This is a genomic window from Flavobacteriales bacterium, assembly GCA_019694795.1.
Taxonomy (GTDB): Bacteria; Bacteroidota; Bacteroidia; order Flavobacteriales_D; family UBA2798; genus UBA2798.
The window spans coordinates 14,750-38,236 of sequence record JAIBBF010000008.1 but is presented as its reverse complement, the minus strand read 5'-3'; the positions used below and the strand labels follow the sequence as shown (position 1 = coordinate 38,236).

The following is a 23,487-nucleotide window of genomic DNA, read 5'->3' as shown; positions in this document are numbered from 1 at the left end:
GCAAAAGAGGATAAGGTTATATATTTGGGCATGGAGCTGATAAAAAAAATTGAACAAGCCATTCAAAACGGATTACCCGGCGATTCGGCACATCAGAAAATGGCTCCTTACCGAAGAACCAGTGCAACGCTTGCGCTTCAATCTCAGCTGAATCCACGTTTAAGTGGAGTGCTGTGTTTATTGTTTCCGGATAAAGAAAATCAATGGAACAGTGTATTAATTAAACGACAGGAATACAGCGGAACGCATTCGGCACAAGTGAGTTTTCCGGGTGGAAAAAAAGAGGAAAGTGATGCCGACTTATTGGTTACATCACTCCGTGAATGTGCTGAAGAAATTGGAATTCATCTCGATAAACAACAAGTGATTGGTTCATTAAGTGAAGTGTATATTCCGCCTTCTAATTTTTTGGTTAAACCACATATCGCCTGGCTCGACCGGCGTCCGGATTTTGTTCCGGATCCGCGCGAAGTGAATTACCTCATCGAATTCCCCATTCTGCGATTGCTGGAAGCCGATGTGGTAATGGAGACCAAGGTTAAAACCGGACAAGGATTACAAATGCAAGTTCCTTATTTCGCCATCGGGAATGAAATTGTATGGGGGGCCACTGCTGCTATTTTAAGTGAGATCAGAGAAATTATTAAATAAAAAAGGACCGCTATTTCTAACGGTCCTTCCTCTTATTCTTTTCTGGTTAGTTCATATTGAACACCCATGCATCAGGTTTGCTCTTACGTAACACATCCATAATTTCTAACGCAACTTCTTCGTCGGTAGAATAGAATACGTTTACATAATAGAATCCACGCACTTTATTGTAAATAATAGTTGGCTTATAGGCCGCATTCGCTTCGAGTTCTTTCTTCGCTTTTTGAGCGTTTTCTTTCACCTTAAATGAACCCATGATTACATAGTAACCGGGAATGATTTGCTGACCATCTTCATTGCTGTAATCCGCTACATTTTCCTTGCGGATGTCTTTCGCATTGGTACCACCATTTACAGGAGTGTTGTTATTTCCTTGCTCGTTGTTATCGTTACCTTTTTGATTTTTCAGGTTTTCAAGTTCAGTTTTTAACTTCTCAATTTCCGAAGTATGTTCCTGATCTTTTTTACGAAGTTCACGCAACAAGCTATCGTTCTCCATTTGCGAACGCTCCATGTTTTCATTCATCTTCTTGATCTGCTCATCATCACCGGAGTGACCACCTCTGCTTCCGAAGGAATAACCTAACAGGATTTCATGTCCGCCACCACTTACAGCACCTATCGATGAAGTAACGTATTCATAGGTATAACCGGCAACCAGATTCTTGTTCACTTTAGCACCAACGTTGAAACCAACAGCGTATTGGTGACGATAAGAAATCCCTGCACGCACCATGTCTTTCCAGTCGAAATTAGCGTTGACATCGAACTGGAATGGACTTCCTTTCGTGTAGCGCGTCATTAAGCTCGGCATGAAACGGATTTGCTGTGTTTCAGAAATCATCAATGAATACCCTACGCTACCGATAAAATGACGTTTCATGGTCGTGTATACATTGGTATTTCCATCGTTGTAATTGATTTTATTTCCGAGCAACTGAGGAATTGAAAATCCAACTGTTAAATCTTTCCAGAAATAAGCTACCCCGAAATTGGCATCCATGGTAATTTTTCTGCGATTATCGGAATACAATAATGGATCATTTACATCGCGAACGGAAGCACGGGAAAAATCCAGTTTATTATCTACCACACCGGCAGAAAGTCCGAACGTTAAATGATGATCCGCATTCACTTTCCAGCGATACGAATACGAAGTATACAAACCGGTACGATTGAAAATATCGGTCTGATCGTTAAACAATGAAACACCCAATCCGATTTCTTTGGCTTTAACCGGACCATCTGCCGTTAATGCATAAGTTACCGGAGCTCCGGGAACATCTTTCCATTGGGAACGATGAATCAGGTAGGCATTTACATTATCATCTGTACCGGTGTATGCCGGGTTATAGAGGAATTTGTTGTAGTAATACTGACTGAACAAAGGCAATTGTTGCGCCTGAGCAGATACCGCTACCGTAGCGGCCAGAAGAGTGGAATATATATACTTTTTCATGGCTGTCCGGATTATTTGTTAGTGTTGGAACTAATAATGTTAACTGCACCTTTTACTACAACATCCGAATCGGTGAACTCGATTACGTAGTAATAAGTACCATCTGGAAGAGCCTGATTATTATAAGTACCTTCCCAGGTATTCATGTAGCTTTCGCCTTCAAAAACTTTTTGTCCGTTTCGGTTATATACATAAACCGTGTTACCCGGATAACTTTCAATGTTCTCGATGATCCATTTATCATTAAATCCATCACCATTTGGTGTAAGCACATTGCGAACGGTAACCAGATAATCGTTGTTTACACTTACAACAACTGTATCGGAATTAATACATCCGTAGATGTTACTTACTTCCATAATGTAAGTTGTAGTAGTGGTTGGTGTAGCCATTGGATTAGCAATAAAGGCATTGTCTAATCCTGTAGCCGGTGTCCATTGGTAAGATATACCTCCGGAGCCCATCAGATTTACACCAAAGCCTAAGCTAACTGTTGTATCAGCACCTGCATTAGCAACAGGAATTGGATAGGCGTTAACAATTTCTGTATCGGTATTTACACAACCATTGGTTACGTCGGTAACTGTTACGGTATAATCGAATGTAGTGTCGGCTGTGATTTGGAAATTGGTTTCACCCGTGTTCCAGCTATAAGCGTAGTTTACGTTAAACGGAGCAAACAATTGAACGGTGTCGCCATAACAGAAACTGGTTGGTCCACCCGCAAATATATCTGCAACCGGAAGATTGTTGACTACAATAATTTGAGAAACCGTATCCGTACAACCGAAGTTGTTCATCACAAACAAATCCACATTAATGTTTCCGAAAATGGAATAGGTATGTATTGGATTAACAGCTCCGGAAGTGTTACCGTCTCCAAAAGTCCAATTGTAAAGTGTAATGAAACCAACACTATTGGTGGTAGTGTTTACAAAGGTCAATGGTGATCCCTGACAAACCGTATCCGGATTAAAACCTGCAACCGGTGAAGGGTACATATTGATAATGGCAAGATCTGAAGTATCTGCTGCACAAATTCCACTTTGCACAATGGCATGGTACCAGGTGGTATCTGTTAAATTAGAATACGATTGTGTAGTACCGGTATTACCTAAAGCAGTCCAGGTTACTCCGCCGTCTTGCGACATTTCCCAATCGAGGATATTTCCAACTTCACCAAAAATATTGAGCACACCGAAATTTTGTCCCGCACATACCGTAGCGCTGGCATTGATTTCTCCACCTACCGATTGTTGATTCACCGTGATGGTGGCCGGAGTAGATCCGACTGCCGGACAAACACCATTTTTAACTTTAGCGCGGTAAGTAGTGGTATTCATCAAATTCAGATAGCTCTGAGTAAGTGTGTCGTTTGCAAGAGTAATCCAGGTAACACCACCGTCGTTCGACATTTCCCAGTTCACTACAGAACCAGATTGTCCGCTTAACACCAGTGTTCCATTATTAGCTCCCGCACAAACTGTATCGTTTGCAGTAACGGAACCACCTGTTGAAGAAGAATCCACCTGAACAGTTGCAATGGTGGAGGTATCATTCGGACAAACACCCGATGCTGTGATAACACGGAAATCGGTTGTACCGGTGAGATTACTGAAATTATAGAAAGGAGTAGTATTGGCAATTGGAGAATAGGTTACTCCGCCATCCGTAGAAAATTCCCATCCCACAACTGAAGCATTAAATCCAACCAGCGTTAAAGATCCTGAATTGGAAGTAGCACAAACGGTTGTTCCTCCATATAAAGTTCCCCCCACAGCCTGAGCATCGATGCTGAGTACGGCGGCAGTTGCAATGGCAGAAGGACAAACACCACTTTGTACGGTTGCTCTATATTGTGTTGTAGTAGCAATGTTACTGTAGTTTTGTGTAGTAGTGGTATTGGCAATAGTAATCCATGTAATACCTCCATCGGTAGAAAATTCCCAGTTCAATACCGAACCGGTGCTACCTGTAAGATTTAAAGAACCAGCATTGTTACCCGAACAAACCGTTGTGCTTGCATCTACCACACCGGCAACGGTGATGGGATCTACTGTTACAGTTGCTGTATCGGAATAACCGGAAGGACAAACACCACTTGCTGATTGAACACGGTAAAGTGTGGTCAACGTTAAATTCGAATAATTTTCGGTGGTGGTTGTATTTGCAATAGGATTCCATGTAATACCTCCGTCGGTAGAAGATTCCCATTGAGCAATGGTACCGTTTTGACCCGACAATGTAAGTGAACCGCTGTTACCGGAAGCACAAAGTGTAGTGTTACCACTTACCGTTCCTCCAACTGTTAAAGTATCAACCGTAATGGTTGCCATATTGGAATATGCAGAAGTACATCCACCTGCTAAAACTTCAACACGGTAATTCGTTGTTGTTGTAAGATTGGTATAGATTAATGTATCTGCTGTAGATGCATAAGGGTTCCATGTTGTACCACCATCGGTTGAGTATTCCCATCCAACAATGCTACCGGAATAACCACTTACTTGTAAGGTATCTGTGTTAGCTCCGGTACATACTGTAGCATCCGCTGCTAATGTTCCTCCATTACTTGCAGAAACAACAGTAATGGTAGCAGGTACTGAGGTTGCTACCGAACAAGGATTCGATCTTACACGCGCACGATACATGGTGGTTTGGGTAAGATTTAAATAGTTTTGAGAAGTAGTTGTATTGGCAATGGTATTCCATGAAACACCACCGTCAGTTGAGAACTCCCAGCTTTGCACTGTTCCTGTTTGTCCCGATAATGTAAGTGTTCCTGTATTTGCGCCCGAACAAACAGTAGCATCTGAAGAAACTGTTCCGCCAACAGAGGCCGGATTTACAGTAATAATACGTTGTGAAGAATATACTGCCGGACATGACCCACTTTGAACGCGTGCACGGAAACGGGTTGTTACAGTTAAATTAGAATACGCATTCGATGTTGTAGTATTAGCAATGTTGGTCCATGTAACACCACCATTGGTAGAAAACTCCCAATTAAGTACATTTCCTGTTTTACCACTTAGGGTGATGGTTCCGCTATTGCTACCTGAACATGCCGGAGTTGTTCCCCCAGCAGTTGTTCCTCCTACAGATGTAGGATCAATCGTCATGATGGCAATGGTTGAAGTTGCAATCGGACATGAAGCATTCTGAACATTGGCACGATACCAGGTTTCCACTGCCAAATCGTTGTACGATTGTGAAGTAGTCACATTTGAAATGTTTACCCAGGTCACACCTGCATCAGTTGAATATTCCCAGTTAAGGACATTTCCTACTGTACCTGTAAGTGTAATATTACCCGCGTTATTAGCATTACAAACATTGGTTCCGCCTGTGGCAGTTCCTCCATTACTTGCAGCACTGCTCACCACCGAATAACCCGTATAGGTATCATTTCCAGGAACGATATCACCGGCAATGGTGACATTCGCATCGAAGGAATAAGTACCTGCAGTAGCGAGGTTGGCCGTACTGGTAAAGGTGTAAGTCAATGTAGTATTGTTCACCAATGGTGCGGCCAGGGTAACCAGTTCAACAACCGGTGCACCTGCATTAATACTATAGGATACGTTGAATGAAGTCCCGGCCGGTAAGGTCGGACCCGCATTAAAAATCCTGATCGTTACAGCCTCTGTGGCCGACATTGAACAACCTGAAACTGGAGACAGAAAAGTTCCCAGCGGTGGTGCCATGGCAAGATCCTGGGCATAACCCGTTGTAAGTAAGGACGATAAAAATAGTCCGGTAAAGATTTTCCTCATGCTTTGTCGATTAAATCACTACGAAATTAACAATAAACTTTGAATTGTTAATAACTATGGGCAGTTATTACGATAAATAGACGAAAAGGTTTGTCGGGATGTTCCGGAATCTTTTCAAATGGACCTCAAAATCTGATGAAAGAAAAGCCTTTAAGGGTTAAAAGGCGATTTGAAGCTGATCGGCAAAACGTCTTAATTCTTCCGGGTCTTCTTCTTGAAATTCAGGGATTTCCACAACAGGAAGGGATCCTACCCTACTCAATATCAAAGATCTGGACTCGGGATTGGCGGTTCCGTTTAATACCAGCAGGACCGGATATTGATTTCTGTTTTTAAGCAACTCCAGACTCAGGAGGGTATGATTGATGGAGCCGAGATAATAATTGGCAACAAGAATAATGGGTAGTTGCAGCTGCGCGGCAAGGTCCACCATAAAATCACCTTTGCGATTTAAAGGCACCATTAATCCACCAGCCCCTTCAACCAACATTCCATTTTTAGAATGAGGGAGTTGAAAATCGCTCAATGAAATGCTGACATGATCTATTTCTGCTGCTGCATGCGGACTCATGGGTGCATTGAGTCGGTATTGTTCCGGAAAGACATTTAAATCATTTCCGATGATGTTCTTTACCCGAATGGAATCGGAATGATGCAGATCGCCAGCTTGTACCGGTTTCCAGTAATCCTTTTTTAAAGCACGGCATAAAATGGCAGTTGAAATGGTTTTACCCACATTGGTACCAATCCCGGAGACAAAAAAATGCTGACTCATCATTCCATATTTGCCAGTTCAACAAATAAATTCTGAATCTGTTCAAAGCAATTAAATGAATGGATACAAAAACGTAAACGTTCGGATCCCTCGGGAATGGTGGGACTTAAAATTGGGCGTACATCATATCCTTTTTCGTGCATATATCTCGACCATCTTTTCACTTCGTGATTGCCGGGTATAATGACGCATTGAATAGCAGTATTCGATTTTAAGTGACGGAGTTTACTCGCTACTAATTGCTCTTTGAAGAATTCCACATTTTTAAACAAGCGTGAACGTTCTTCGTCCATCGTCTCCATTTTCTGAAAACGAATTTTTATTTCTTCCAGAATAACAGGAGGCAATGCCGTTGTATAAATAAATGGACGAGAAAAATTAATCAGGTAATTCTTTAATAATTCCGATCCGATAATTGCCGCTCCGTGAGAACCGATGGCTTTACCAAAGGTGACAATTCGTGCGAGTAATTCTTTTCTGTTTGCAAAATCCTGAGCGAGTCCTCTCCCTTGCTCTCCCCATACTCCAACTGCATGTGCTTCGTCAACAATTACCCGGGCATTCAATTGTTCTGCTACTTCAAAAATTTCTTTTAGTGGAGCAATATCTCCATCCATGGAGAATACAGATTCAGTAACAATAAAGATTTGTCCCTCGCAACCTGCACGCTGAATTTTTTGTTTGAGGTCGAAAACCTCATTGTGAGCAAAGGAAAAATTTCGGGCATTGCTTAAACGAATTCCATCACGCAATGAGGCGTGACATAATTCATCATAAACAATCAGATCATTTTTTTTGGCAATACATGAAAGCAGTCCCGTGTTAGCTACATATCCTGAATTAAAAAGAAGTGCTGCTTCTGATTTGAAAAAACCGGCCAGGTATTCTTCCAGTGCTAATGCTTCAGCCGTATTACCAGTGAGCAAACGTGATCCGGTTGATCCTCCGTTTTTTTTGGGAATTTTAAATTCCATGGCCGCCATTCCGAGATAATCATTCGAACAAAAATCGAATAATCCGGGATGCAGCCTTAACTCGCGAAATGCGCCTTCACTTATCCTACGCTCGAGCGTTTCTTGCAGACGTTGTTCAAAATTCATCAGGCAATGGTCTCTTCGCTCGTTTCCTTAATCTCCGGCTTGTCGCCATTGGCATAAGGTTTTCGTCCCACTAAGCCTAAAATCTCAAACATCTGCATATCCTCGTTGATATCGGGATTGGAAGTTGTGAGTAATTTATCGCCCGCAAAAATAGAACCTGCTCCTGCCATAAAGCAAAGGGCTTGTCCTTCCATACTCATCTGCGTTCTTCCTGCACTTAATCGCACCACCGTTTTTGGTAATACGATGCGTGTGGTAGCAATCATGCGAACCATATCCCAAATGGGAACAATTTGTTGTTCTTCGAGTGGTGTTCCTTCTACAGGGACCAATGCATTGATAGGGGTAGAATTTGGATGCGCCGGTAAATTGGCGAGTGTAAGTAACATACCAATGCGATCTTCTACCGTTTCGCCCATTCCGATAATTCCTCCGGAGCAAACGGTAAGTTTAGCCTTGCGTACATTCTCGAGAGTTTTTAAACGATCCTCGTAAGTACGTGTGGTAATGATATCATCGTAATATTCTTCTGATGTATCGAGGTTGTGGTTATAGGCATATAAACCAGCATCTGCCAAACGCTTGGCCTGATCTTCGGTCAACATTCCCAGTGTGCAGCATACTTCCAGATCGAGTGCATGTACACTTTTTACCATATCGATTACCTTATCGAAATCTTTGTTATCGCGAACTGCGCGCCAGGCTGCTCCCATGCACACGCGTGAGGCCCCATTTTCTTTTGCATTTTTTGCGAGGGATGTCACTTCATCCACCTCCATCAGCTTATGCACTTTTACTTTAGTGTTGTAACGTGCGGCTTGCGGACAATAAGCGCAATCTTCCGGACACCCACCTGTTTTGATGGAGATGAGAGAACTCACCTGCACTTCGCGTGGATTGTGATGTTGACGGTGAACCGATGCGGCCTGATAAACTAGCTCCAGCAAGGGTTGATTGTAAATATTAAGGATTTCTTCTTTGGTCCAATTGTGACGAATCTCGCTCATACCTTCGTATTAGTTCTGGGGCAAATATAAGTCATGAACCCACAACAAAACGACTCATTCCCCAATTTTCTCCTTGTACAGAAATTTTTTCTGCGCCGATTCGAAGGGACGATAAACATAATAGGCATATCCATTCCTGATTTTCAGTCGCTCGGGATATTTATAGCTTAAGCGGAATACATTTTTTATTTCACCGGTAGCGGTGTTTAATTCCTTCAGAAAAAACCGGCCTTCCTTAAGGAAAACAGAATAGATGACCTGACTTTCAATATCCTTTACCAGCAATTCCTCCCACTGTTTTTTATCGGGACCAATATGATAGGTGATATCCAGCGAATCGAGCACTTCGTGGTTTTTATTGTAGCGGAATAATTTATTGGAATAGTGATCAAAAATGAGAATGGTATCATTTTGGATAAACATAGGCGCATAGAGAGAATGATAATAAATTGAATTAGGAAAACCCGACCAAATGGCAATCCAGATTTCCTTATCTACCCCGGTAGCCAACTGTGCACGATAAGCCTCCAGTTTATCACGGCCATCCACATATTTATACTGCGCCCGATACAATTCCATCAGAGGTTTATCAATTACAGTTCTTAATTTTTTAAACACCGAATCATTTACATCGTAAGCATAATAATCGAATTCCGGATAATACCACAGGTGATTGGAAAAATAAGCCGTTGTTTCGGTGGTATCGACCCATGGGCGAATGCGCGTTTCGAAAAAATCCTGCTCCAGCGGAAATAAACTCAGCACATCATCGCGCACATTAATTTCATACACCTTCTTTTCACAAATCACGTAGGAACGTCCCGCATAATCCACATACAATTCCTTCGCTACATCGGGAATGGTAAAACTGGATAAAATAACATTCGCCGGATTGGTGTATAAAATTTTACTGCCTTTATCGAGACGTTTTTCATAAGCAAGCATGATGAAATTATCGCCATGAAAAAGATAATCGGACACACTTAATTCCTCCGAACCGAAAACAACCAAAGGAGCCGCAGAAACCTCAACGGTGGGGAGTGTGATAAAATTCAACACCACATCCAGCTTTAAGGTATCATCGAGATGTTTTCGTAGTTCACTTTTTTTAAGCGGACGCTTATAAATATCGTGCAACATGGAACGAAAAACCAACACCGGCGGATCCTGGTCCTCATTTACCGTAAGCGTAATATAATAGCGACCAAGGCGATTGGACAATACTGTCTTTTCCTTGTTGTTTTCCGGGTAAATGCTTACATCTTTTACTGGACGATTTTGGGGATTGGTACTGTTATCCGGTTCCTCTGTAACTATACCGGTAATAACAATTTTATGCTGGGCCTGAATTAGAGAAGTCCCCAACATCATCATTAAAATCAAAATCCACCGCTTCATAAATACACTTTACGCTATGGATGCAGAAAAAGTTGTTTTTCCATAAATCACCACGACAATTCATTTTGATCGAACCACTTTCCCTGAACCTTTAAGGTTTGTTCAATCATTTCCCGCACTACACCCTCGCCACCTTTACGCGGTGAAACATAATCAACCATTCCACGAATTTCTTCCGCTGCATCATTCGGACAAACCGATAATCCAACCTGTTTCATTACATGATAGTCGGGTAGATCATCTCCGATATAGAGAATTTCGGAATAATCCAGATGATGATCTGCGGTATATTCTTTAAATACTTTTAATTTATCGGAAGCACGAAGAAAAACATCTGTTACTCCGAGATAAGCCATCCGCTCTTTTACCATTTCCGAATTTCCACCGGTAATAATGGCCACCCTGTATCCTTTTTTAACGGCATATTGAATGGCGTATGAATCGCGGACATGCATGGTTCGGATAAAATCACGCGGAGGCATCAGGTACACTACTCCATCGGTCAACACCCCGTCGAAATCGAAAATGAAGGTTTTTATTTTGTGAAGTTTCTCTTTGTAGGTCATGCAACAAATATAGATGAAAGGGTGGGAAAAAATGGATTTGAACCGAAAAAGAAATCGGGTGTACAGCATCAAAATCGGAAGCATGAAAAGCAGTATTCACCTCCTCACCGCATTGCGATCTTTATTTCGGGATGCACGAAATTTTCAAATCGTATTCTTGAGCTCATTCCTCCTCTATGGAATTTGGTACCTGGACTGGGACCACGACATTGTACGATTTGCCATTATCATCAGCACCGCATTAATGGTTCAACTCGTAGGCGTAATGCTTAGTCCCGCCCCCATGCATTCCCTAAAAAGCGCCTTGATTACAGGATTAGGAATGAGTCTTCTTTTTCAGGCCAATTCCTATATCACCCTGGTGATGGGTGTAGGCTTGGCCATTGCCGGAAAATTCCTGATTCGCAGCAATGGAAAACACATTTTTAATCCTGCCAATTTTGGAATTGTTGTAACGATATTACTGACCGGTGACGCATGGATTTCTCCCGGACAATGGGGAAGTTCCGCCTTGCTGGTTTTCTTTATAGGAGCTGCCGGATTAATGGTGATTTTAAAAGCGGGACGGGTAGATACTTCCTTTGCTTTTTTGGCTACACTTTTTCTGCTTGAATATGTAAGAACTATCGTTTATCTCGGTTGGGATTTCGATTTTTTATTGCTCAAATTCAGTAACGGATCATTGCTTCTGTTCAGCTTTTTTATGATCACCGATCCGGTGACAACTCCAAATCATCTTGTTGCACGAATTGTATGGGCATCTCTTATTGCAGTGGTCACTTTTTCACTAAGCAATTTTATGCAGGTACACACCGCTCCGCTATGGGCACTCTTCTTTATTTCACCATTAACGGTCGGGTTCGATCGCCTTTTAAAATCAGAAAAATTTCAGTGGATAAAAGCTTAAAATAAAGTGTATGAAAACGAAAATTATTGCACTCTTCCTGCTATCGGTTTTAGTCACCGAAAATGCAATGGCCTTTTGCGGATTTTATGTTGCAAAAGCCGACACCAAACTCTTTAATAAAACCTCGCAAATTATTTTAGTGCGTGATGGTAACCGTACCACTATTACCATGAACAACGATTTTCAGGGCGATGTAAAAGATTTCGCTATGGTGGTACCTGTTCCCGTTGTGCTAAAAGAAAACGATATCCGGATTTCCGATCAAAGTGTATTCGAAGCACTGGATGCTTATTCGGGTCCGCGTTTGGTTGAATACTACGATGAAAATCCCTGCTACAGGTACGATTACCTGGAGGATTATTCCTACTCACGTTCCGAATCTATATCGATGGTGCAAAAATCGTCGATGAAGGAAAAGGAAAAGGGACTGGGCGTAAAAGTTGAAGCAGAATATTCCATTGGAGAATATGACATTTTAATTCTTTCGGCTACAGAATCGGTGGGACTCAAAACCTGGCTGACTCAAAACGGATATAAAATTCCGGGAACTGCCAATGAAGTATTGGACCCCTACATCAAAAGCAACATGAAATTTTTTGTTGTAAAAGTAAATCTCGATAATAAAAAAGCATTGGGATTTGAACACCTGCGTCCAATTCAAATTTCATTCGATTCTCCGAAATTCATGTTACCCATCCGTTTGGGAATGGCAAATGCAAATGGTCCGCAAGACATGATTGTTTACGCCTTTACAAAAACGGGACGAGTAGAATGCACCAATTACAGAACCGTAAAAATTCCTACCGACAGAAATGTGCCTTTAGACATCCGCAATAATTTCGGTAAATTCTATGTAGATCTTTTTGAAAAAAGCTGGAGATATCAGGGTAAAAATTGTGTTTTCCTGGAGTACGCATGGAATGTTACGCCAAGCTGGGGCGGTGTAAAATGCGATCCGTGTGTGGGTCCTCCCCCGCTCACTGCAGACTTAGGTCGGGCCGGCGTTAATTGGGCCAATCAGGGCAATGTATTTTTTACCCGACTTCATGTCCGCTACTCGCGCGATAAATTTCCGCAGGATTTAAATTTCCAGGTTACGCCCAATACAGAACATTTTCAAGGACGATATATTTTAACCAATCCTGCAGGTGGCGATTTCGAATGTGAAGATGGACAGCAATACCTCAAAGACCTCTGCTACAAACGCAAGCACGAAGTGGAAGAACTGGCTGTTTTAACCGGATGGGATGTTACCCGCTATGGAAAATACATTACGGAATACAATCATTTAATCAAGGATAATCAATTCAAGAAAAACGATTTTACGCCTGTAATTCCACAGGATTCAGATCCCGGTTCACCCGGTAATGGAGGTAAATGGATTTTCACGCTGTTTTTTCTGGTTGGTGTTGGAGGATTATTCATTCTCCTGCAACGAATACCTGTTACGCGTCAAGCCTAATAAAAAGGAGATCTCTCGATCTCCTTTTTTATTTAGAAATGATGGTAAAATCCACACATCTGTTTTTAGAATTCTGTCCAGGATCCGTTCCACTATACACCGGTTTGGATGATCCATATCCTTTGTACTTCAATCGTTTTTTATCCACGCCAATTTCTATCAGGTATTTGTAAACGGTTTTTGCGCGGTCTTCCGATAATTTTTTATTGAATTTCTCCGATGCACCACTCACCATGGCATGTCCACCAATAAGAATTACCGTTTCCGGATTTTTCTCCATAAAAATTCTAACCCAATGCAATTGTGCTTTACTGCTGTAATGCAATTCAGCTTTATTTTCTTCGAAAAAGACATTGTTCAGCTCAACCGTCGTTTCATTTTCGATGGGTTTTAAATACATCACCACTTCTTTTTCTACCGATTCTTTTACATCGCGTAAATCAATACTGATTCGCTCTCCTAAATAGCCGGGATAAGTGGCATCGATGGAATATTGTAATCCTTCTTTTAACACCATGGAGAAGGTTCCGTCTGAAGGTAAAGCATAAATTTTGCCTAAGAGGGAATCTGTTTCAAGCACATTAAATGTCAGCTCACCAATCATGGGTTCATTGGTTTTTGCATTGATAATTTTTCCTTTTACCACACATGTTATTTTCGGTTTTGCTTTTTCCGGTAATCGAAAACGGAAAATATCTGAACGGCCGATTGCATTTTCGGTCGACACCATATACCCCCACTCTCCTTTTGCATCGGTAGAAAAATAAGCATCCCATCCTGCGGAGTTGATGGTTGGACCCAAATTCACGGGGTTCGACCAATTGGTCCAGCTGTCGTCCAATCGCTGAATCATAAATATATCTGCATCTCCATATCCGGGTAATCCTTCGGATGCGTAATAAACAGTTTTACCGTCGCCGGCAATAAAAGGACCAATTTCCGCAGCGAAGGAATTTACATTTGCACCGCAATTTACCGGTTCAGAAAATGTTCCGTCGGGTAGTCGTTTGCTTACATATAAATCTTTGTTTCCATAGGAATCTTCACGCTGAATGGCGAACATCAACACGTTGCCATCGGGACTCACACAGGCTTCCTGGTATTTGGCATTGTTGTAATAATTCTTTACAGTGAGATTAACGGGATTAAACCATCCTTCTCCATTTTTGGAAGCAATGGAAAAACCGGATCCTTTGTATTCTCCATCACTGGTGTATTGACCTTTTAACATGATCCAGCTATTGTCCTGCGCCACGCCGATACAGCTGTTGTTTTCTTTATTGTTTACGGGTCGACCCACATTTTTAGCTTTGCTCCACTGGTTTTGATCATCCACCGTTGCAAACCAGATATCATCGGCCTTATCTACTCCAAAATTCTGGGGGTCTTCTGAGCGGACAAAAAAGAGGGTATGACCATCGTGCGAGATCACCGGTTTTTTTTCGGTGTAAACTGTATTGACATTTGAACCCAGATTTGTTTTTTTCACTACATCTAAATCCGTACCGCTTAACACATTCATTGCTCCACGATCCTGCACAATCTCCACCCAGTTTACTCTTACATCAATAAAATTCTGCACATAAAATCCGACTGAATTCGTGCCTTCAAATTTATAGTAGGGTAATTCGCAAAGCACGGCATCGTCCAGTAAAAACTGATAATTGGAACCATTGCTTTTTACGGTTAAAATCTGCGCCTTTCCTTTTTCCACTTTTTTAGAGGAGGTGGTCCAGCTTTTCGGATAGGAATAGGCCCCGTCTTTGGTATTAAATACCATGTGCTGACCTGTAACGGAGACTGCAAAATTGAAATTGTTATCTGCATTTTCAACATTCCAGGCCAATCCGAAAACTCCTTTTTTAGAATTGGGCGCAATGGTGAATTCGCATCGGTAGATAAAAGGTTTGTTCGGATCGATAGCGATCGGACTCCAAAGCCACCAGGCATCTCCTTCCTTTTTGAGGTCGATGTTATAATTTCCGTCGGAAACCTCAGCCGCAAAATCGGAAGCCTCTTTGGTGAGCCAGGCATTGTTATTATTCAGGAAATCGTCCTTAAAAATTGACTGAGTCTGTCCAAACCCCTGATTACTAAACAGGAATAGCAGGTAAATTACAAATAGTGTTTTCCTCATCGCGGGATCAAATATCCTAAAATCGTCTCAAAAATCAGGGAAAATGATGCTTTTTTTACAGGAATTTGATTGATATTCGAAAAATCTTTGTACTATTGCACCCCAATTAAGAAACAGGTATGGATCGTCTTCAAGAACTCTCAAAAGAACTGTTACCGGTAAACAACGAACTTCCAGCGTTTAAAGCAGGAGATACTGTTACCGTTCACTATAAAATTAAAGAAGGTAACAAAGAGCGTGTTCAGCAATATCAAGGTGTTGTTATTCAACGTCGTGGTGCAGGTGCTACTGAAACTTTTACAGTACGTAAAATGTCAAACAACATCGGTGTTGAACGTGTATTCCCAATTAACTCACCTTTCATCGACAAAATCGAAGTGAATAAAAAAGGTGTTGTACGTCGTGCACGTGTATTCTATCTGCGCGAACTTAAAGGTAAAGCAGCTCGTATCAAGGAAAAACAAAAAGCAATTGCTCAGTAATCCGATACGTTCAGATATTAAAAAACCCTCAGTGAAAACTGAGGGTTTTTTGTTGGGTTTATTTTCTGAATCAGATTTTTAGTTTTTTAATGCGAACCATGGGTCCCGGACAAAATTGTTCGTGGCAGGATAAGCAAGAGGCTACGGCCACATTAAAGATTTCCTTCGGATCCTGATCGTCGTTTTTCAACGAATTCACATTATTCAAAAAGGCATCTGCCATTCCGTTAAACATATCGCCACGCACGGTGGGATCTGTTGGAGTTGCGGTTTTAATAGCCGAGTAATCGAAACTTAAGGTGTCGTTATTGAATTTCCCGCTGAGCAAATGTTCGCGGTAAATACGCATATCGGCATCCATTTTGCGCATGAGTGCTGCCAATTCCGATGCTTTATATTCATCAAAAACCGGTTTTTCACAATTAGCCAGTGAATCGGCTTTGGCTTTTTCGTCGGATTTCTCCGTTGATTCTTCAGGTGATTGAACACAGGCAATAACCAAGGCTGCAATTCCGAGGAATACCCATTTATTTTTTCTTCGCATCCTTAATAATAACTCCATTTGCAACAAACGACCATTCTGCAACCGGCTCGGTGATGGCATCGATTTCTTCCTGACTGGCACCTTCGTCCTGCAAATAATGCTTCTGCATTTCAACTGAAAGTGTATCTACAAATGCCCATCCCTGAAAAGTAGCATTCATGCCGTCTGCATTTTTAGGAACAAAAAATCCATAATCTTTAAAGGTCACACGCATTTCTTCTCCATTCTCCATATCCACCGTCATCCAGCATCCTTTTTTCTTGCAGCACTGATTAATATTGGCGTTGATTTTTACTTCAAGCGAATCTTTTCCATTCATGGCAGTAATAAAATCCGGCATACTGATGGCGCCTTCTTCCGTAATGGTAGTATCGCCATATTTCGCCACATGTTCCACAACGGCAGAATCTTTCTTTTCTTCTTTGTTTTCCGCTTCAGTACCGCCTCCGCATGAAGCAAGGAATAATCCCGTAGCGGCCAACATCATAAATTTTTTCATAGCGTTATTTGGTTTTGAGCTGCAAAAATACCTGAATATTTACAATAGAAAAATGCTTTGCATCACCCGGTGATGGTAAATGCATTTAGTTACATACTTTCTTTTTGTTTTTCCTGTTCCATTTCGCGTTTACGTCGACGCTTAACTTCAATCAGATCGAATTCGCGAATGATTAAGCGCATTCCCCGATCGGAGCTGAAATAGTTTTTGGTCCAATTGAGAAATATCACAAAGCGATTGCGGAATCCTACGAGCGACATGAGGTGGACAAACATCCACATGGCCCAGGCAATAAATCCTCCGAATTTGGAACGGCCAACCTCCACTACTGCCCTGTTTTTCCCAATGGTAGCCATCGATCCTTTATCGCGATAAGAAAAAGGTTTCATGGTTTTACTGGCAATGGCGAGACGAATATTTTTAGCGAAATGTTTGGCTTGTTGTATGGCTACGGGGGCAACTTGCGGATGACCATTCGGATAATCCTTCGTGCACATGCAGGCTACGTCGCCAATGGCAAATATTTCTGAATAGCCTTGTATCCGATTGTACTCATCCACCATGTACCTGCCCGACTTGGTTACCAGTTTCGGATCCAAACCTTCCACCGGATTACCCGTTACACCGGCGGTCCAGATTAAAGTCCGCGCCACCAAATCTTGTCCGGTATTGGTTTGCACGTAATCGCCATTATAATCGAGCACACGGGTATTTAATACCACCTGAACACCCAATTCTTCCAAATAGCGCTTGGCACGTTGTGATGATTTTTCGGAAAGCATCGGTAACACGCGATCGCCCGATTGAACGAGGTAGATGTTCATGTTACTTAAATCCAGCTCCGGATAATCTTTCGGAAAAACATGTTTTTTTAATTCGCCTAATGCTCCGGCTAATTCAACACCGGTGGGACCCGCCCCTGCGATGACGAAATTCATTAAACTTTGCTTCTTGCGTTCATTCGAAATGGTAAGTATTTTTTCGAAATTCTGCAAAATCATACTGCGTAAATCGAGTGCTTCGGGTACGCTTTTCATCGGCATTGAAGAGATGGTTAATCCTTCATTACCGAAATAGTTGGTACGTGCACCTGTGGCAATAACGAGGTAATCGTAAAACAAATGATCGTTATCGATTTCAATTTTCTTTTCCTCGGGTACAATTCGGTGTACCTCTCCCATGCGGAAAAATACATTCTTACTCTTACCAAAAATTTTCCGGATGGGATAGGCAATGGAATCCGCTTCCAATCCCGCCGTTGCTACCTGATACAATAAGGGTTGAAAGGTGTGATAATTGTTTTTATCAATCAGCACAATTTGTACATCACTTCCAGATAATTCTTTTGCCAGTTTAATTCCACCGAATCCGCCTCCAACAATTACAATCCTCGCTTTCGATGAATGAGGAATATCAATTAACATAATGGGCTTTTTTTAGAGTTTGGATATTTTCTCGTTGAGCTTTTCAACCAGAGTTCGGGTAAGGGTATTAAAATAGCGCTTCATTTTATAACTACTCACCCACTGCAATCCACGTGTAGCGCTGGTCAGAAATATTTCATCTGCCACCAATAAATTTTGTGGCGTTAAGGAACATTCGTACACTTTAATTTTGTTTTCGAGCGCAAGATTAATTACCTGCATGCGCATGGTTCCTGCCAAACATCCATCACTCAGTGCAGGTGTATATAATACGCCATTGCAAATGATGAACAAATTACTGCTGCTGGCTTCGATGATATTGCCTTTGTCATTTACAATTAATGCATCATCGAGTTTATTCTGCCGCGCCCAGATGGCCGACATAATATACTGCAGGGAATTACAGGTTTTATAAATGGAAAGTTTATTTACCGGCTTTTTTATTTCGGTATATAAATCAACCGCCAGTCCGTCTTCATTTAAGCGATAATAATTGCTTTGCGTTTCACTCATTTCAATCACGAATCCTGCTCCGTTATCCTCCGGCTGGTAGAAACCGCCGTTATTGCGAAATACCGTTAGGCGGACCCTGGCTCCTTCGGTGACTTTATTCGCTTCGATGGTTTGATTGAGCTGCTGAATGAAATAACCCTGTGTAAAATGAGCCGGGATATCCATTTTAATCGCTGCCATTCCTTCGAGTAATCGTGCAATATGTACTTCAGGAAAACATACTTTTCCGTTAATGACACGAATCGATTCAAACAAGCCGTCGCCATACCGAAAAGCACGGTTTTCGGCAGTTAAATACGGCTGGGAGGAATCAACAATTTTCCCGTCGCAATTGGCAAATGGTAGTGCGCTCATTCAGGAAATTTTGTCCAATATAGGCAAAAGCGGAGAATTCGCCTCGATCAGAAAGCCTTTTATGCCAACGGATGCAGCAGCCTCTATATCCCGCTCACGGTCGCCTATCATGTAACTTTGTTTAGGATCGATGTTAAACCGGGCAATGGCTTTTTCGAATAATAATCCACCCGGTTTGCGGCAGAGGCATTGGGTCACCGTAGGGTGATGCGGACAATAATACACCTCCTGAAAATGAATACCTTCCTTGTCCAATTCAGCAGCAATTTTTTGCTCAGCCATAAAATATTCTTCTCTCGAATACAATCCCTTGCCAATTCCACCCTGGTTGGTGATTACGATTAACTCATAGGAGCGCTGTTGCAGTTCCTTTAAAAAGGGAATTAAATCGGTTAACAATACAATGTCCTCCAATTTCCAGGTGTAATCGCCCCGTTCCTGATTAATGACTCCGTCTCTATCGAGAAACACTGCTTTTTTCATATACCAAAGAATTGCAGCACTTGTTTAAAAAAGTTCAGAAAGATGTCTGTATCCAGCAATACCGTAAATCCAAATCCGAATACAGCACCAAAAAAGTGTGCATCGTGTGCCACATTTCCTCTGCCTCGTTTATCCATTACTGCTTCATAGATCAGATACAGTGCACCGAAAATAAATGCAGGAATGGGGAGTATAAAAAACAACTCAAGGATTTGTCCGGGATAAAACGCAATAAACGAAAATATAATTCCCGCAACTGCACCGGAGGCTCCAACCGAATTATACGAGGGATTATCCTGATGTCGTTTTAAAGCGACGGGTGTTGCAAAAATCATAGCCCCAAAATATAGCAGGATGTATAAAAAGAGACCACGGTCTCCAAAATGAAACATGAATATTTGTTCGAGGAACTGACCAAATCCATAAAGCACGTACATATTCACAAACAGATGCATAAAATCGGCATGTACAAATGCGTGGGTAAATAAGCGATACCATTCCTTGTTGTGTTTTACACTATAGGGATTCAATGCCAATTTGTAAAACAAATCGCGCTTTTCGAAACACATGAGTGAAACGATAACATTAACAACAATTAAAATCAGCGTTGGAGAGAAATTCATTTTTCCGGTGTAAGAATAAAATCGCGTAACACTTCGAATTGGTAGGATTCCATCCCGTAAACCTCCAGATCTTCCATTCTTCCGCTAAATCCTTCTGCTTCGATCATGAGGGAATAATTTCCGGGAGGAAGAATAATCACGTATCTGCCGTTGCGTTGATTGGGTTGATATTCGCCCATGATTTCGCCGGTAGTTTTATTGCTCACGGTAATGAAAACCGCTTCGGGACGCGCCGTTGAATCGGTGGATTTAATATAGCCTTTGATAACCGTAAACTGCGATTCCGCATCTTTAAAATTAACCCGGTAGATATCTAAATCGCCGAAGCCTTCGGGACGAACAGCGGCAATGTATCCGTACTTACCATTTTCGCTTATACGGAGATTCATATCATCACCCGGTGTATTGAGCGGGTAGCCCATACTGCGCACCTGCATGAATCTGTTTTTTTCTTCATTATACGTTGCGTAAAACAAATCGTATCCGCCCATAGAGGTATGTCCCTTCGAAGAAAAATAAAGGGTTTTTCCATCGGGAGAAATGGAAGGAAAATCTTCATCGTAGATGGTGTTAACGGATGGACCCAAATTCTGCGGATCGGACCATTTTCCATTGGGTAAACGGCGACAGATATACAAATCGATACCTCCGAATCCGCCGGGCATGTTACTGGCAAAAATGATCGAGGAGCTGTCGGCACTAATTGTTGCAGCTATTTCTGTATACGAAGTATTTACTTTCGGATCTATGCGGTTAAACACCGAAAATTTCCCATCTTTTTTACTGAGGAAAAACAAATCGCCGATGGATTCCGGTGTTTCGCGGTAGAAAACGGCCACCTCTCCATTGTTGGATAATCCAACCAGATTTTCATCCTGATCAGGTGTATTAATTTCCAGAGGAACGGGACGAGTAAATTTTCCGTTTTCACTTTTGCTGTAGTAGATGTTGGAATAAAATAATCCATTGGGACGCACATTGCTTCCATCGTTTCTTCGTGTGGTAAACAATAAAAAACTTTCGTTTACAGGCACAAAGGGAAGGTATTCCTGATAGGCCGAATTAATGCCTTGTCCGAGATTTTCGAATTCAACTTCAATGGGAAATTTAACCAGCTCCTTTGCATTCTGGCAATAATCGATTTGCCGTCCCGCCTCTTTTTTATTCTCTGCATTTCCATCTTTCGTTTCAAGAAAACGATTGTAAGCCGCTATCGCATTATCGAATTCCATGTTAAAATGATAAGCTCTTCCCAATAGAAATAAAGCATTGGCATCAAATTTCTTGGCGCTGATTACTTTTTCCAGACAAGGAATGGCTTTGGTTTTTGAAATATTGGTATTGAGGTAACACACTGCAAGCCGGTACTGAAAGAGTAAATTCTCCGGCTGAATTTCTGCCAGAGCGGCATACTCATCCAAGGCCAATTCGAAATTGCCGGCGAGAAAATATTTATTGGCTTGTTTTTTATTCTGAGCAGCTACCGAACCTGCCAATAAAAGCAATACTATTAGTGAGAATATCCTGGTCATGACTAAGCAAATTTAGAAATTAGTTATCCCATAACAAGATTATGTGCTGTATTAAGCAGGTTTAAACACAATGGAAACGAATTGTGATGAATCAAAATCCGTTTAGGACTGAATTATTGTCAGTATTGTTTTTTCAACAATTTCCTGATTTTAACGTCCTTTTCTCCACGTTTATTTCCTCAATCTGTTGCTTTTCTTAAATTTGTCCCTATCACATCCATCGAAATGAGCAAAGGGATCAGATTCTTTAAGGAGTTTTTGCGGGAAAGGAGAACAGTTGGAGCTCTGTCGCCAAGTTCAATTTTTCTTGCGCGCAAAATGGTGGCGCCGATTGATTTTACTAAAGCACGGGTAATTGTGGAGTTAGGTCCCGGTACGGGAATTTTCACCAAGGAGATTTTAAAAAACATGCATCCGGATGCGAAACTTTTTGTGTTTGAAACCCAGAAAAGTTTTTGCGACATGATTCAGAAGGAGATCAATGATTCCCGGATGATTCTGATCAATGATTCTGCCGAGCATGTGATGCGTCATTTACAACAAAATGGAGCGGATCAGGCCGATTATACCGTTTCTTCCATTCCCTTTACTGTAATTCCGACTTCGATTAAAGGTGCCATATTGAGTGAAGCGGTAAAAAGCCTTAAACCCGGTGGATTATTTATTCAGTTTCAGTATTCGCTGAATGCACACAAATTATTAAAAAGTCATTTCCGTCAGGTAAAACTCGATTTTACCCCTATGAATATTCCTCCTGCATTTATTTACAAGTGCAGCATCTGATAAAATTTATTTAGCGTGATTATTCAACTTCATCCGGACATCCCTCAAAGCGAAGCGGAGCGTCTGGCTCGTTCTGTTGCGGCCTTTTATGTGCACGATGGCGAAAAGCAATTGTTGGTTACCTCTTCTTCAGAAAAAAGCCTCCATCCTACTCTTGAACGTTTTGCGAAAAGTCACTGGGTGGCGGATTCCGATATCCAGCTGAGCTCTCGTTCATATCGCGCAGAAAACCGCATCACCCGAATGGGTGATATGGAGCTGGGCAATGGTTTAAACACGGTGGTGATTGGTGGTCCCTGCTCGGTAGAAAACGAATCGCAAATTCGCAGTGCAGCACAATTGGTGAAGGATAACGGTCTGCACATTTTCCGCGCCGGCGCCTTTAAACCGCGCACCTCACCTTATACCTTTCAGGGATTGGGAATGGAAGGTCTTGAATTACTGGAGATGGTTCGTGCCGAATATGGTTTGCGCATCATTACAGAAGTAAAAGACTCCTCGCATGTGGAAGCGGTGATTGAAACGGCCGATATTATTCAAATCGGAGCCAAAGCCATGTACGATCATTCCATTCTTCACGCCTGTGGAGAAAGCCGGAAACCTGTATTAATTAAGCGTGGATTTGGTACTACACTACAGGAACTTGCACAAGCCGCAGAATTTATTTTATCGAAAGGAAATATGCAGGTGATGCTCTGTGAACGCGGGATTCGCAGCTTTGAAACAAAAACCCGGTTTACACTCGATTTATGTGGAGCAGCCTGGTTAAAATATGCCTGTAATTTACCCATCATTCTGGATCCGAGTCACGCCATGGGTTATGCCTACGGTGTTCCCGATTTAGCCCGTGCCTGCATGGCAATGGGTGTGGATGGATTACTGATTGAAACCCATCCCGAACCGGCCAAAGCATTAAGTGATGCCTCCCAGCAATTGAATCCTTCGGAATTTACCGCGCTTGTTGCATCTTTGCATCCTATTGCTAAAGCTATCGACCGAAAACTGATTTGAT

The 23,487-nt window shown here is 41.8% G+C and carries 21 protein-coding genes; 6 read left to right on the top strand and 15 right to left on the bottom strand.

The window, feature by feature from the left end:
- Nucleotides 1–30 precede the first annotated feature (30 nt).
- On the top strand, nucleotides 31–651 hold the full coding sequence (locus tag K1X56_04500) for a CoA pyrophosphatase (protein MBX7093959.1): 621 nt from the start codon (nucleotides 31–33) through the stop codon (nucleotides 649–651).
- Nucleotides 652–697: 46 nt separating this feature from the next.
- Here K1X56_04500 and K1X56_04495 read toward each other — a convergent pair whose 3' ends face one another.
- The 7 genes from K1X56_04495 to K1X56_04465 all read right to left on the bottom strand — a co-directional run bounded on the left by K1X56_04495 (nucleotide 698) and on the right by K1X56_04465 (nucleotide 10,732).
- On the bottom strand, nucleotides 698–2,110 hold the full coding sequence (locus K1X56_04495) for a PorP/SprF family type IX secretion system membrane protein (GenBank protein ID MBX7093958.1): 1,413 nt from the start codon (nucleotides 2,108–2,110) through the stop codon (nucleotides 698–700).
- 11 nt (nucleotides 2,111–2,121) lie between these two features.
- Entirely contained in the window at nucleotides 2,122–5,886 is a 3,765-nt protein-coding gene (locus tag K1X56_04490; GenBank protein MBX7093957.1) for a gliding motility-associated C-terminal domain-containing protein, read from the bottom strand.
- A gap of 157 nt (nucleotides 5,887–6,043) precedes the next feature.
- Nucleotides 6,044–6,661: a dethiobiotin synthase gene (bioD, locus tag K1X56_04485; GenBank protein MBX7093956.1), complete on the bottom strand. Its 618-nt coding sequence runs from the start codon at nucleotides 6,659–6,661 to the stop codon at nucleotides 6,044–6,046.
- Complete coding sequence (locus tag K1X56_04480; GenBank protein ID MBX7093955.1) at nucleotides 6,661–7,761, bottom strand: 8-amino-7-oxononanoate synthase; 1,101 nt, start codon at nucleotides 7,759–7,761, stop codon at nucleotides 6,661–6,663. Before K1X56_04480 ends, bioD begins: the two co-directional genes overlap by 1 nt.
- Nucleotides 7,761–8,768 (bottom strand): biotin synthase BioB, encoded by a 1,008-nt coding sequence (gene bioB, locus K1X56_04475; protein ID MBX7093954.1) that lies wholly within the window; start codon nucleotides 8,766–8,768, stop codon nucleotides 7,761–7,763. The genes K1X56_04480 and bioB overlap by 1 nt, the downstream gene beginning before the upstream one ends.
- A 54-nt stretch (nucleotides 8,769–8,822) precedes the next feature.
- Nucleotides 8,823–10,166, bottom strand: a complete 1,344-nt coding sequence (locus tag K1X56_04470) for a hypothetical protein (GenBank protein ID MBX7093953.1) — start codon at nucleotides 10,164–10,166, stop codon at nucleotides 8,823–8,825.
- A 47-nt stretch (nucleotides 10,167–10,213) separates the two neighbouring features.
- Complete coding sequence (locus K1X56_04465) at nucleotides 10,214–10,732, bottom strand: HAD-IIIA family hydrolase (protein MBX7093952.1); 519 nt, start codon at nucleotides 10,730–10,732, stop codon at nucleotides 10,214–10,216.
- Between the two features lie 82 nt (nucleotides 10,733–10,814).
- Between K1X56_04465 and K1X56_04460 the strand changes: the two genes are divergently transcribed.
- Both K1X56_04460 and K1X56_04455 read left to right on the top strand, forming a co-directional pair.
- Nucleotides 10,815–11,639: an RnfABCDGE type electron transport complex subunit D gene (locus K1X56_04460; GenBank protein ID MBX7093951.1), complete on the top strand. Its 825-nt coding sequence runs from the start codon at nucleotides 10,815–10,817 to the stop codon at nucleotides 11,637–11,639.
- 10 nt (nucleotides 11,640–11,649) lie between these two features.
- Complete coding sequence (locus K1X56_04455) at nucleotides 11,650–13,101, top strand: DUF2330 domain-containing protein (protein ID MBX7093950.1); 1,452 nt, start codon at nucleotides 11,650–11,652, stop codon at nucleotides 13,099–13,101.
- A gap of 28 nt (nucleotides 13,102–13,129) precedes the next feature.
- Here the strand turns inward: K1X56_04455 and K1X56_04450 are convergent, their stop codons facing one another.
- Nucleotides 13,130–15,238 carry an OmpA family protein gene (locus K1X56_04450; GenBank protein MBX7093949.1) on the bottom strand — a complete coding sequence of 703 codons (2,109 nt, stop codon included), beginning with the start codon at nucleotides 15,236–15,238 and terminating at the stop codon, nucleotides 13,130–13,132.
- Between the two features lie 119 nt (nucleotides 15,239–15,357).
- On the opposite strand from K1X56_04450, the gene rplS reads away from it, so the two are divergent.
- Nucleotides 15,358–15,720, top strand: coding sequence for a 50S ribosomal protein L19 (rplS, locus tag K1X56_04445; GenBank protein ID MBX7093948.1), 363 nt, complete (start codon nucleotides 15,358–15,360; stop codon nucleotides 15,718–15,720).
- A 70-nt stretch (nucleotides 15,721–15,790) separates the two neighbouring features.
- On the opposite strand, the gene K1X56_04440 is transcribed toward rplS, so the two are convergent.
- The 7 genes from K1X56_04440 to K1X56_04410 all read right to left on the bottom strand — a co-directional run bounded on the left by K1X56_04440 (nucleotide 15,791) and on the right by K1X56_04410 (nucleotide 21,692).
- Complete coding sequence (locus tag K1X56_04440) at nucleotides 15,791–16,264, bottom strand: hypothetical protein (GenBank protein MBX7093947.1); 474 nt, start codon at nucleotides 16,262–16,264, stop codon at nucleotides 15,791–15,793.
- Nucleotides 16,248–16,763, bottom strand: coding sequence for a DUF4920 domain-containing protein (locus K1X56_04435; GenBank protein ID MBX7093946.1), 516 nt, complete (start codon nucleotides 16,761–16,763; stop codon nucleotides 16,248–16,250). The genes K1X56_04440 and K1X56_04435 overlap by 17 nt, the downstream gene beginning before the upstream one ends.
- 89 nt (nucleotides 16,764–16,852) lie before the next feature.
- A complete protein-coding gene (locus K1X56_04430; GenBank protein ID MBX7093945.1) occupies nucleotides 16,853–18,187 on the bottom strand; it encodes an NAD(P)/FAD-dependent oxidoreductase in 1,335 nt (444 codons plus the stop codon).
- 12 nt (nucleotides 18,188–18,199) lie between these two features.
- The gene (locus tag K1X56_04425; protein ID MBX7093944.1) at nucleotides 18,200–19,054 is read right to left on the bottom strand and encodes an aminotransferase class IV; all 855 of its coding nucleotides are present in this window, start codon (nucleotides 19,052–19,054) and stop codon (nucleotides 18,200–18,202) included.
- A complete protein-coding gene (locus K1X56_04420) occupies nucleotides 19,055–19,537 on the bottom strand; it encodes an HAD family hydrolase (GenBank protein ID MBX7093943.1) in 483 nt (160 codons plus the stop codon).
- On the bottom strand, nucleotides 19,534–20,160 hold the full coding sequence (locus tag K1X56_04415; GenBank protein ID MBX7093942.1) for a rhomboid family intramembrane serine protease: 627 nt from the start codon (nucleotides 20,158–20,160) through the stop codon (nucleotides 19,534–19,536). Before K1X56_04415 ends, K1X56_04420 begins: the two co-directional genes overlap by 4 nt.
- Nucleotides 20,157–21,692: a tetratricopeptide repeat protein gene (locus K1X56_04410; protein ID MBX7093941.1), complete on the bottom strand. Its 1,536-nt coding sequence runs from the start codon at nucleotides 21,690–21,692 to the stop codon at nucleotides 20,157–20,159. Before K1X56_04410 ends, K1X56_04415 begins: the two co-directional genes overlap by 4 nt.
- A 225-nt stretch (nucleotides 21,693–21,917) precedes the next feature.
- Here K1X56_04410 and K1X56_04405 point away from each other — a divergent pair, with 225 nt between their 5' ends.
- Together K1X56_04405 and aroF are read left to right on the top strand one after the other, a co-directional pair.
- Nucleotides 21,918–22,475, top strand: a complete 558-nt coding sequence (locus tag K1X56_04405) for a methyltransferase domain-containing protein (GenBank protein ID MBX7093940.1) — start codon at nucleotides 21,918–21,920, stop codon at nucleotides 22,473–22,475.
- Between the two features lie 15 nt (nucleotides 22,476–22,490).
- On the top strand, nucleotides 22,491–23,486 hold the full coding sequence (gene aroF, locus K1X56_04400; GenBank protein ID MBX7093939.1) for a 3-deoxy-7-phosphoheptulonate synthase: 996 nt from the start codon (nucleotides 22,491–22,493) through the stop codon (nucleotides 23,484–23,486).
- The last annotated feature ends 1 nt before the right edge of the window (nucleotide 23,487 follow it).